The 11,903-nt window shown below is 45.7% G+C and carries 7 protein-coding genes and 8 tRNA genes; 14 read left to right on the plus strand and 1 reads right to left on the minus strand.

Annotation, left to right across the window (positions count from 1 at the left end):
- Nucleotides 1–65: 65 nt before the first annotated feature.
- Complete coding sequence (gene rpoS, locus L5L98_RS09335) at nt 66–1,046, plus strand: RNA polymerase sigma factor RpoS (RefSeq protein ID WP_028761361.1); 981 nt, start codon at nt 66–68, stop codon at nt 1,044–1,046.
- Between the two features lie 132 nt (nt 1,047–1,178).
- On the opposite strand, the gene mutS is transcribed toward rpoS, so the two are convergent.
- On the minus strand, nt 1,179–3,749 hold the full coding sequence (gene mutS, locus L5L98_RS09340; RefSeq protein WP_263140255.1) for a DNA mismatch repair protein MutS: 2,571 nt from the start codon (nt 3,747–3,749) through the stop codon (nt 1,179–1,181).
- Nucleotides 3,750–4,151: 402 nt separating this feature from the next.
- Here mutS and recA point away from each other — a divergent pair, with 402 nt between their 5' ends.
- The 13 genes from recA to L5L98_RS09405 all read left to right on the plus strand — a co-directional run bounded on the left by recA (nt 4,152) and on the right by L5L98_RS09405 (nt 11,479).
- Nucleotides 4,152–5,219: a recombinase RecA gene (gene recA / locus L5L98_RS09345; protein ID WP_263140258.1), complete on the plus strand. Its 1,068-nt coding sequence runs from the start codon at nt 4,152–4,154 to the stop codon at nt 5,217–5,219.
- Between the two features lie 17 nt (nt 5,220–5,236).
- On the plus strand, nt 5,237–5,707 hold the full coding sequence (locus tag L5L98_RS09350; protein WP_371135013.1) for a regulatory protein RecX: 471 nt from the start codon (nt 5,237–5,239) through the stop codon (nt 5,705–5,707).
- Between the two features lie 319 nt (nt 5,708–6,026).
- Entirely contained in the window at nt 6,027–8,651 is a 2,625-nt protein-coding gene (gene alaS / locus L5L98_RS09355; protein ID WP_263140261.1) for an alanine--tRNA ligase, read from the plus strand.
- A gap of 9 nt (nt 8,652–8,660) precedes the next feature.
- Nucleotides 8,661–9,917 (plus strand): aspartate kinase, encoded by a 1,257-nt coding sequence (locus L5L98_RS09360; RefSeq protein ID WP_259540932.1) that lies wholly within the window; start codon nt 8,661–8,663, stop codon nt 9,915–9,917.
- A gap of 118 nt (nt 9,918–10,035) precedes the next feature.
- Nucleotides 10,036–10,233, plus strand: coding sequence for a carbon storage regulator CsrA (gene csrA / locus L5L98_RS09365; protein WP_006082602.1), 198 nt, complete (start codon nt 10,036–10,038; stop codon nt 10,231–10,233).
- A 205-nt stretch (nt 10,234–10,438) separates the two neighbouring features.
- Nucleotides 10,439–10,530, plus strand: a tRNA-Ser gene (locus tag L5L98_RS09370).
- Between the two features lie 22 nt (nt 10,531–10,552).
- Nucleotides 10,553–10,629: transfer RNA gene (locus L5L98_RS09375), tRNA-Arg, on the plus strand.
- 43 nt (nt 10,630–10,672) lie between these two features.
- Nucleotides 10,673–10,749 (plus strand) — tRNA-Arg (locus L5L98_RS09380).
- A gap of 86 nt (nt 10,750–10,835) precedes the next feature.
- Nucleotides 10,836–10,912: transfer RNA gene (locus tag L5L98_RS09385), tRNA-Arg, on the plus strand.
- A gap of 49 nt (nt 10,913–10,961) precedes the next feature.
- Nucleotides 10,962–11,038: transfer RNA gene (locus tag L5L98_RS09390), tRNA-Arg, on the plus strand.
- Nucleotides 11,039–11,087: 49 nt separating this feature from the next.
- Nucleotides 11,088–11,164 (plus strand) — tRNA-Arg (locus L5L98_RS09395).
- 45 nt (nt 11,165–11,209) lie between these two features.
- A tRNA-Ser gene (locus L5L98_RS09400) sits at nt 11,210–11,301 on the plus strand.
- A gap of 101 nt (nt 11,302–11,402) precedes the next feature.
- Nucleotides 11,403–11,479: transfer RNA gene (locus L5L98_RS09405), tRNA-Arg, on the plus strand.
- Nucleotides 11,480–11,903: the final 424 nt, after the last annotated feature.

An 11,903-nucleotide genomic window follows, 5' to 3' on the forward strand; every position in this document is an offset into this window, starting at 1 on the left:
TTGGCAAATGGAGGATAGGAAATTGCACTAATTCAGCAGTTTAATTAGGTTTGGGAGATTTGATCATGAGCCGCATAAATAGCACTGCCGCAGAAGCACTAGTAGATTTTTCCGTAGAAACCGTAGACTTTGATCTTGAAAAAGAAGAAGTTGCCACCGATCTAGTCCAAGAGCTAGGAATAGAACAACAGGTCCAAGATGACCTGCAAAAAAATCTTGATGCCACTCAACTTTATCTAGGTGAGATTGGTTTTTCCCCACTGCTTAGCGCAGAAGAAGAAGTTTACTTTTCCCGTAAGGCCTTAAAAGGTTGTGCAAAATCCCGTAATCGCATGATCGAAAGTAATTTACGTCTCGTCGTAAAAATTGCACGTCGTTACAATAACCGCGGCTTAGCACTGCTCGATCTTATCGAAGAGGGTAACTTAGGTTTAATTCGTGCCGTAGAAAAGTTCGACCCAGAAAGAGGTTTTCGTTTTTCAACCTATGCGACTTGGTGGATCAGACAGACGATTGAACGCGCTATCATGAATCAAACTCGTACTATTCGTTTGCCGATTCATGTTGTTAAAGAACTCAACGTATACTTGCGTACTGCCCGCGAGTTAGCACAAAAACTGGATCATGAACCTACAGCGGAAGAAATAGCTGAAAAACTGCAAGTTTCTAGCTCTGATGTGAGCCGCATGCTTAAGCTGAATGAAAAAATTACCTCTGTTGATACGCCTTTGGGGGGCGATAACGAGAAAGCATTATTAGATGTATTGGCCGATGATGATAGTGTTGGCCCTGACTATAAAGTGCAAGATGAAGACATCTCTAACTCGGTGGTGAAATGGCTTAACGAGTTGAACACAAAACAAAGAGAAGTATTAGCCCGTCGTTTTGGTTTGTTAGGTTATGAACCTTCTACGCTTGAAGATGTGGGGGCTGAAATTGGTTTAACCCGTGAACGTGTTCGTCAAATCCAAGTGGAAGCATTAAAACGCTTACGTGATTTATTGGGTTCTCAAGGTTTATCTGTTGAAGCTTTATTTAGAAACTAATATCTGTCTTCTGGTGCCTTTCAGAGAAGCTATCCAGAAAATGCACTTAGTGTGAGATCACGCCATAAAGTAAAACGCCCACTATAGAGTGGGCGTTGTTATTTTTAGGCTTTTATTTAGATCACCTGATGTCTAGCTCAAGCGTTTCAGTTCATAGAGCAAATCAAGCGCCTGTTTTGGCGTTAAGTTATCGGGATTAATGCTACTTAATTTAGTCAAAGCTGGATTTTCAACCGGTTCAGGTAAAGCGAGTAAGCTTTGAATGGGCGTCCTCGTTCCTTCTGGTTGGTGATCGCGACTCTCCAATTGCTGCAATTTATGTTTCGCTGCTTTAATCACTTTGTTTGGCACGCCGGCAAGCGCCGCAACTTGTAAGCCGTAGCTTTTACTGGCGGCGCCTTCTTGTACTGCATGCATAAAGGCGATGGTATCATCGTGCTCTATGGCATCAAGGTGCACATTGTAAACACCTGCCATTAAGTCAGGTAATTGAGTTAGCTCAAAATAATGGGTGGCGAATAGGGTCATAGCCCCGACTTGCTGGGCTAAATACTCTGCTGCCGACCAAGCTAGCGATAAACCATCATAGGTGGATGTTCCACGGCCGATTTCATCCATTAACACTAAACTACTGGCAGTGGCATTGTGCAGAATGTTGGCAGTTTCAGTCATTTCTACCATAAAGGTTGAGCGGCCAGAGGCCAGATCGTCTGATGCGCCAATACGGGTAAATATACGATCAATCGGGCCAATCAGGGCGCGATCTGCTGGAACAAAACAACCAATATGGGCCATCAGCGTGATCAAGGCGACTTGGCGCATATAGGTCGATTTACCGCCCATGTTAGGTCCAGTCACAATCAACATATGTCTTTGATTGTGCAAGGTCACGGGGTTAGCGATAAACGGTGTTTGACTGACACGCTCCACCACTGGGTGACGACCAGCCTCTATCTGTACGCCGATATCTTGGCTCAGCTCTGGGCAAGTGTAGCCTAAGGTTTCGGCGCGCTCAGCAAAGTTACTCAACACATCAAGCTCAGCCGCCGCTCGAGCAAAAGCTTGTAATTCATGCAATTTTGGCAGAATAAGATCGAACAACTGTTCCCATAACTGCTTTTCGAGTGCCAGCGCTTTACCTTGGCTCGAGAGCACTTTTTCTTCGTACTCCTTAAGTTCGGGCGTGATATAACGCTCCATATTCTTAAGGGTTTGACGTCGTTGATAATTGAGCGGTACTTGTGAGGATTGCAGGCGGCTTACTTCGATGTAATAGCCGTGTACGCGGTTATAGCCGACTTTAAGTGTGTTAATACCAGTACGTTCTTTTTCCCTAGCTTCGAGTTGTACTAAGTAATCACTCGCTCCTTCGCTCAGACCGCGCCATTCATCTAGTTCGCTGTTGTAGCCTTCACGGATCACCCCGCCATCGCGGATAAGCATAGGTGGATTATCGACTATCGCGCGCTCAAGTAGGGCTTGCTCAGCGGGGAACTCACCTAAGTGTTGACGCAACTGGGTCGTGTGCGGTGCGCTCAGTGTACTTAAACTCAGTTGTAATTCAGGCAATAAGCCCAGTGCTTGACGTAAACGTGCAAAGTCCCTTGGACGGGCAGTGCGCAGGGCTAACCTTGCCATGATACGTTCGATATCGCCAAGTGCCTTTAACTGCTCATGCAAACCTTCGTGGGCTGCGGTATCGAGGAGTTCAGTCACCGCCTGTTGGCGCGCCTTGATTTGCTTAGGATCTCGCAGAGGCTGATGGATCCAGCGTTGTAACATACGGCTACCCATAGGCGTTGCCGTATTATCCAATACTGCCGCTAAGGTATTATCGCGGCCACCGGCTAGGTTTTGAGTTAATTCTAAATTTCGGCGAGTTGCCGCATCGAGTACTATGCTATCGGTTTGATTGAAGCGGATAATGGCATTGATATGGGGCAGTGCCGTGCGCTGTGTGTCTTTGACATATTGCATCAAGCAACCCGCAGCCTGCAGTGATAAACGTGCATCTGCGATGCCAAAACCATGTAAGTCTTTAGTGCCGAACTGGGCCAGTAGTAACTTGATACTCGTATCGTAATCAAATTCCCACTCGGGGCGACGGCGTTTGCCTTTAAAACCGTTAAGTAGACCTAGTTCGCCAAAGTCTTCACTGTAGAGAATTTCAACGGGATTAGTGCGTTGCAATTCTGCTTCTAATGACTCTCGGGTGTCTAGCTCAGCAATCACAAAACGTCCGGATGAAACATCTAATGTGGCATAACCAAAACCGACTTTACCTTGATAAACCGCGGCTAACAGATTGTCTTGGCGTTCTTGTAGCAACGCTTCGTCGGTTAAGGTGCCTGGTGTGACAATCCGCACCACTTTACGTTCTACGGGCCCTTTAGATGTCGCGGGATCGCCAATCTGTTCGCAAATCGCAACTGATTGACCAATTTGAACTAATTTTGCAAGATAGCCTTCCACAGCATGGTAAGGAAGTCCCGCCATCGGAATAGGATCGCCACCACTTTTACCGCGCGCAGTGAGTGAAATGCCTAACAGCTCAGAAGCGCGTTTAGCATCGTCATAAAACAACTCGTAGAAGTCACCCATGCGATAAAACAGCAACATATCGTGATGTTCTGCTTTCATCGTCAAGTACTGACGCATCATAGGAGTATGTTTTTCTAAATCATCGGTATCAATTACATTCATTAAATCGTTATCGTCCGTTGTGACTGCCTAAAGGCGATACAGTTTGTGTGGTTAAAGGTGATTAAGCGCTATGGAAGCGGAAGACTGCTGTACAATTTTCAGCTAAAAAGACCACGCAAAATTTGTTGCGCCAATCTTAGCAATAATTTAGTGAAAATTGAGCCCTTAACGATGGATATTGATCAAAGGGAGCTATTATCTGATTTGATATTCGCTAAAACCTTGGCCATATTAAAAATCCTATCAGCTAAAAATAATTCAGTCACAGGTCTTGATACTGTATGATTGTACAGTATACTAGTCAGCAGAATTAAGACAAAAAGCGCGGCTTTTTGAATTACCCGTTTGTAAATTGAATATCACTTTTGACAGCTTAATGCTTGTCTTGATGAGGGAACAGGAATGAAGGTCGATCCAAATAAAGAGAAAGCACTTGCTGCGGTATTGATCCAAATTGAGAAACAATTTGGTAAAGGCTCCATCATGAAGCTGGGCGAAGATCGCTCTATGGATGTTGAGACCATTTCTACCGGTTCTCTGTCTCTGGACGTTGCTTTAGGTGCTGGCGGTTTGCCAATGGGGCGTATCGTTGAGATCTATGGTCCTGAATCATCAGGTAAAACAACACTGACTTTAGAAGTGATTGCCGCAGCGCAACGTGAAGGCAAAACCTGTGCCTTTATCGATGCAGAGCATGCGTTAGACCCTATTTATGCTAAAAAATTGGGCGTAGATATTGATAACCTGCTGTGTTCACAACCGGATACTGGCGAGCAAGCGCTTGAGATTTGTGATGCTTTAACTCGCTCAGGCGCTGTTGACGTTATCGTAGTCGACTCAGTGGCGGCATTAACGCCTAAAGCTGAAATCGAAGGCGAAATTGGTGATTCTCACATGGGCCTAGCGGCGCGTATGATGAGCCAAGCCATGCGTAAACTTGCGGGTAACTTAAAGCAATCTAACACCTTACTTATCTTCATCAACCAAATTCGGATGAAGATTGGTGTGATGTTCGGTAACCCAGAAACTACAACCGGTGGTAACGCGCTGAAGTTTTATGCTTCTGTTCGTTTAGACATTCGCCGCACTGGTGCCATTAAAGACGGCGATGAAGTGGTCGGTAACGAAACTCGCGTTAAAGTGGTGAAAAACAAGGTTGCAGCGCCGTTTAAGCAGGCCGAATTCCAAATCCTTTATGGCCAAGGTATTAACCGTACTGGTGAGTTAGTTGACTTAGGCGTAGCCCATAAGTTGATTGAAAAAGCGGGCGCTTGGTACAGCTATAAAGGTGATAAAATCGGCCAAGGTCGTGCTAATGCTGGCAAATATCTGACTGAAAACCCAGCTATTGCTGCTGAAATTGACAAGATGCTACGTGAGTTGCTTTTGAGTAATCCGAGTGCCTTGGCTGCCAAAGCTGATGATAGTACTGAGGACAATATTGATTTAGAGACAGGCGAAGTATTCTGAGTCAGTCAGCCCATCAAATTGCGGTCGCGCTGTTAGCGCGCCGCGATTATTCCCGTTTACAAATCCGCGATAAATTGCTCGAAAAAGGTTTCGAACTTAACGATATCGAACCTGTACTCGATGCTTGCGAATCCTCCGGTTTTATTAATGATGCTCGTTATGCCGAACTGTTAGTGCGTAGCCACATCAGTCGAGGTCACGGTGCAATACGCATCCGCCAAGCAATCGCACAGAAAGGCTTATCTAAAGATTGTATTGAAGCCGCTTTGGTTAATTGTGATTGTGACTGGTTTGAGCTAGCAAAAGATAAAGCCACCAAAAAGTATGGCGTTCCCCGTGTGACAGAAGTGAAGGGCTCTAAAGCTCGGGATCTCATCGCAAAGGAAAAGGCCAAACGAGTGCGTTTTTTAATGGGCCAAGGCTTTAGCTACGATCAAATCACTTACGCACTAGATTCAGATCCCAATGATCTCGATGAAGATTATTAAATTTGAAGCTAATACTGTAAAAGCTCATCTAAATATCATCAATGAGTCTTGTCCATTTCGTACTCCACATTAGACTCACTTGCTTAAATATTGTCCGTGCCGCGATAAACTTACACCGTCTTTATTTGTGCTTTATCCTGTCGTTTTGCTTCTAGTGACTCTGGTGTGGGCGATTCACGCTAAAATATTAAATTCCTGATGTGTATATCACCAATCAAGACTGGTCGTCCTTCCTTAGTCTGCTTATAATGCTGGGCAAATAGAAATACGGCTAGCCTAAGGCGTAGCTGGTAATGCTTACCCAATTCAGGATGATTTCATGTATCAAACTACAGCAGAGCTCAGAAGCGCTTTCCTCGAATTTTTCCGCAGCAATGGTCATCAAGTTGTGGACAGTAGTTCATTAGTGCCAGGCAACGATCCCACACTTTTATTTACCAATGCAGGCATGAACCAGTTCAAGGACGTGTTTCTTGGCATGGACAAACGCAATTATACGCGTGCGACCACTGCTCAACGTTGTGTACGCGCCGGTGGTAAACATAACGATTTGGATAACGTTGGCTACACAGCACGTCATCACACCTTTTTCGAAATGCTAGGTAACTTCAGTTTTGGAGATTATTTCAAAGAAGAAGCGATTCGTTTGGGCTGGACTTTTTTAACTGAAACGTTAAAGCTGCCGAAGGAACGTCTGTGCGTCACTATTTATCAGACAGATGATGAAGCCTTTGAAATCTGGAATAAAAAAATTGGTGTCGCTGCCGAGAACATCATACGTATCGGTGACAATAAAGGTGCTGCCTTTGCGTCAGATAACTTCTGGCAAATGGGTGATACCGGTCCTTGTGGTCCATGTACTGAGATTTTTTATGACCATGGTGATCATATTTGGGGCGGACGTCCTGGCAGTCCTGAAGAGGATGGTGATCGTTTCATCGAAATCTGGAACATCGTTTTCATGCAGTACAACCGTCAAGCATCGGGTGAAATGTTACCTTTGCCTAAGCCCTCGGTTGATACAGGCATGGGGATTGAGCGTATTGCTGCGATTATGCAGGGCGTACATTCTAACTACGAAATCGATATTTTCCGTACTTTGATTGCTAAAGCCGCAGAGGTCATTGGTGTTAGTGACTTATCTGAAAAGTCGCTGCGAGTCATTGCCGATCATATCCGTTCATGTGCATTTTTAATTGCCGATGGCGTTATGCCGTCGAACGAAGGCCGTGGTTATGTGCTGCGCCGTATTATTCGCCGCGCAGTTCGCCATGGTAACAAGTTAGGTGCGACCGAAGCTTTCTTCTACAAGCTGGTTTCGTCTTTGATTGCGGTGATGGGCGATGCAGCAAAAGGGTTAGCTGAGACTCAAGCGATTGTTGAAAAGGCACTGAAAGCGGAAGAAGAGCAATTTGCCCGAACGCTTGAACGTGGTTTAGGTATTTTAGATACGGCCTTAAACGAGTTGAAAGGTGACACCTTAGACGGCGAAACTGTATTTAAGCTGTATGACACCTATGGCTTCCCAATGGATTTGACCGCTGACGTCTGCCGTGAGCGCAATATCATTGTCGATGAAGCAGGTTTTGAAGTCGCCATGGCTGAACAACGTAGCCGCGCACAAGCTGCCGGTAACTTTGGTGCAGATTATAACGCTGCGCTGAAAATTGATACTGAAACTGCATTCAGTGGTTACACCGAATTAGCGGGTCAAGCTAAGGTCACCGCGATTTATCAAAATGGTGAGTCAGTGACGGCGATCAAAGCGGGTGATGAAGCCGTTGTCGTGCTCGATGTAACACCTTTCTACGCGGAATCTGGCGGTCAAGTAGGCGATAAAGGCCAATTGGTTGCAAACGGTATTGAGTTTACGGTAAACGATACGCAAAAGTATGGTCAAGCAACGGGCCATCAAGGTGTTTTGGCTACAGGTAGCTTGAGCGTTGGCCAAGTTATTGAAGCGAAAGTTGACAAAAAACTGCGTCACCGTACTCAGTTAAACCATTCTGTTACGCATTTACTGCATGCCGCACTGCGTCAAGTGCTCGGTACTCATGTCTCGCAAAAAGGTTCTTTGGTTGATCCTGAGCGTTTACGTTTTGACTTCTCCCATTTCGAAGGTGTAAAAGCTGCTGAATTAAAAGAAGTTGAAGAATTAGTTAACACTCAAATTCGTCGTAACCATGAGCTGAAAACCGCTGAAATGGGCATAGATGAAGCTAAAGAGAAAGGCGCTATGGCACTCTTTGGTGAGAAATATGATTCACAAGTGCGTGTTGTGACTATGGGCGATTTTTCTATCGAATTGTGTGGCGGTACACATGTCGGTCGCACTGGCGATATCGGCTTGTTCAAAATCACCTCTGAAGCGGGTATTGCTGCGGGTGTACGTCGCATCGAAGCCGTGACTGGCGCTGCTGCTATGGCTTATGTGGCGCAGCAACAAGCTGAACTGGAAGAAGCCGCTGCCTTATTGAAAGGCGATGCCAACTCAGTGGTGGCTAAGTTAAAAGCGCAGCTCGATAAGATGAAGCAACTCGAAAAAGAAATGGCGCAGCTGAAAGATAAGCTAGCGGCCGCAGCGAGTGCAGACTTAGTGGGCGATGCCGTTGTAGTTAATGGCGTTAACGTACTGATCAAAAAATTAGACGGCGTTGAGGCAAGTTCATTACGTGGCTTGCAAGATGAATTAAAACAGAAATTGAAATCGGCCATTATCGTTCTTGGTACCGCGCAGGAAGGGAAAGTTAACCTGATCGCGGGTGTGAGTAACGATCTGATCGGTAAAGTCAAAGCGGGTGAGCTAGTCGCTATGGTCGCTGCACAAGTTGGCGGTAAAGGCGGTGGTCGTCCTGATATGGCTCAAGCGGGCGGTAGCCAGCCAGAAAATCTGGATGCGGCATTGGCTCAAGTATTACCTTGGATTACTGAGCGTCTAGCTTAAGAGGTTGCTGTGCCCCAAAAACGAAAGCTTAGTGGTAGCAAGCTTTTTGTGAAAAAGTTCGGCGGCACTTCGGTGGGTTCTATTGAACGTATCGAAGCGGTCGCTGAGCAGATTACAAAGTCAGCTCACAATGGTGAGCAGCAAGTTTTAGTCTTATCCGCGATGGCGGGTGAGACGAATCGCCTGTTTGCACTTGCAGCACAAATTAATCCGCGCGCCTCGGCGCGCGAGTTAGACATGCTAGTCTCGACGGGTGAGCAAGTGAGTATTGCTTTGATGTCGATGGCGCTACAACGTCGCGGCATAAAAGCGAAATCCCTTACGGGCGATCAAGTGCAAATTCATACAAATAGTCAATTTGGCCGCGCCAGTATCGAGCGCGTCGATACTGAGTATTTGCAATCCCTGTTAGCCGACGGTGTTGTGCCGATCGTTGCAGGGTTTCAGGGCATCGATCCTCAAGGTGAAGTGACCACCTTAGGACGCGGTGGTTCAGATACCACAGCAGTAGCTTTAGCTGCAGCGTTAGAAGCCGATGAATGCCAGATTTTTACCGATGTGGCAGGGGTATTTACCACAGATCCGAATATTGATAGCAGTGCACGTCGCCTCGATGTGATTGGGTTTGATGTGATGCTCGAAATGGCAAAGCTCGGCGCTAAAGTGCTGCATCCCGATTCTGTTGAATACGCCGAGCGTTTTCGCGTACCGCTGCGAGTATTGTCGAGCTTTGAAGCTGGGCAGGGGACGTTAATTCAATTTGGCGACGAGTCGGAATTAACGATTGCCTCGTTAGTGCAAGGTATCGCGATTAATAAGGCGCTGGCAACGCTGACGATTGAAGGGCTGTTTACCACCAGTGAACGCTATCAAGCGTTGTTAGGCTGTTTAACTCGATTGGAAATCGATGTGGAATTTATTTCTCCATTGAGGATCCATGAGGATGATCCTTCGGGTCGCGTCAGTTTTATGCTCGCAGAAGCTAAGGTTGATACTCTGCTTAATGAGCTCGAAGGCTTAAGTGAAAGCCTTGCTCTCGGGCCATTGATTATCGAACGTCAACGTGCAAAAGTATCTTTAGTTGGCAAAGGTTTACAGGCAAAAATGGGATTATTGACTAAGATGTTAGAAGTCTTGGGTAATGAAACTATTCATGCTAAGTTACTCACGATGTCAGAGAGTAAATTATCAACCGTTATCGATGAAAGGGACTTACACAAGGCGGTTCGGGCGTTACATCACGCTTTCGAGCTAAATAAGGTGTAATTAAATAACCGTTTGAGTATTGAATACTATTAATTTGTACTAAGCTGACCTTATAATAAGCCCATCTACCGGATGAGTGCCGTGTGTAAGCTGAATTAAGAAATAAAGGAGCTATCGAATGCTGATTTTGACTCGTCGTGTTGGCGAAACACTGATGATTGGTGATGAAGTCACAGTTACAGTGCTAGGGGTAAAAGGCAATCAAGTGCGTATTGGTGTGAATGCACCAAAAGAGGTTTCTGTTCATCGCGAAGAAATCTACCAACGCATTCAATCTGAAAAATCAGGTACACCATCGGAAGGTGGTAACTTTTAGTACCTTGTTTTGGCAAGCGTACTACGGCAACAGAAGAGTCAGTTTTTTAACTGGCTTTTTTATTTTTTAGACCGAAAGATTGGCGTAAATCAATACATTGGCTTGATATAACAGCAATGTGATTAAAAACAGTTCAAATGGAATCTGTTTCGGAAAAAGGGTTTGACTTATTTTCGTCAAACAGTAATATGTGCGCCAAGAAAACGGAGAGGTGGCCGAGTGGCCGAAGGCGCTCCCCTGCTAAGGGAGTATGGGCTTTAACTCCCATCGAGGGTTCGAATCCCTCCTTCTCCGCCATTTCTTACTGATAGAAAACAGTGCGCGTGTAGCTCAGCTGGATAGAGTACCTGGCTACGAACCAGGCGGTCGGAGGTTCGACTCCTTCCACGCGCACCATTTTTATTGGTGTTTGATGTAAAAGTAAATTTAGATACAAGTCGCGCGTGTAGCTCAGCTGGATAGAGTACCTGGCTACGAACCAGGCGGTCGGAGGTTCGACTCCTTCCACGCGCACCATCTCTGCATTAGTTAATCTTTAACTCATCAGTTTTGAATTTCATAAGAAATTTTGTAGATAATTGCTTATAGCAAAGAGTTAAAATGCGCGTGTAGCTCAGCTGGATAGAGTACCTGGCTACGAACCAGGCGGTCGGAGGTTCGACTCCTTCCACGCGCACCAATTTAGATTAATATGATTTAAATCGTATTAATGTTTTACCTTTTAACATGCGCGTGTAGCTCAGCTGGATAGAGTACCTGGCTACGAACCAGGCGGTCGGAGGTTCGACTCCTTCCACGCGCACCAATTTAAATTAATATGATTTAGGTCGTATTAGTGTTTTACCGTTTAACATGCGCGTGTAGCTCAGCTGGATAGAGTACCTGGCTACGAACCAGGCGGTCGGAGGTTCGACTCCTTCCACGCGCACCAATATAGTTAACGAGATACGTCTTGTTGATTTAAAGCGTTAAACGCGGAGAGGTGGCCGAGTGGCCGAAGGCGCTCCCCTGCTAAGGGAGTATGGGCTTTAACTCCCATCGAGGGTTCGAATCCCTCCTTCTCCGCCATTCTATTCTTTTAGTCGAGAAGAATAGAATAAATTTGCTAGATAAAAGTGCTTATCCTAGACTCAATCTTGATTGGATCTTAGAAGTACAAAAACGAGTTTGCGCGTGTAGCTCAGCTGGATAGAGTACCTGGCTACGAACCAGGCGGTCGGAGGTTCGACTCCTTCCACGCGCACCATATAGATAAGCCCTGCAAGCAATTGCAGGGCTTTTTTATTTTTTAATTTGTATGGTTTAACTCATTATATTTTTACCCGCTTAGGTTTAACCTTAACTTTGCATCATCATCTTTTGCCTTACCTTAGTATCTTCGGTGTCGCTATCTTTAGCCATTTCGCTTTAAACACTTCTCTTTCTTAGGTTCAACTCACTGAAGAATCTGCTTTTGCCTGTGTTGAGAGTCTAAGACGACATTGGATACCCATATCAGTCTCTCAGCGCTGTCTCTAGAGGTATTAGCTGTTCTTTAGCCTACATGTGTGCAGTTTACTCATGTAGGCAGCGATGGGCTACGTGTGAGCTCATGAGCGATAGATCACGGGGAATGATGAGGATGAATGGTGAGGTGGTTTCAATACTGTGCCGTAGGTTAAATGGCAGTG

This window comes from Shewanella sp. SM23 (assembly GCF_025654295.1).
GTDB lineage: Bacteria > Pseudomonadota > Gammaproteobacteria > Enterobacterales > Shewanellaceae > Shewanella > Shewanella oncorhynchi.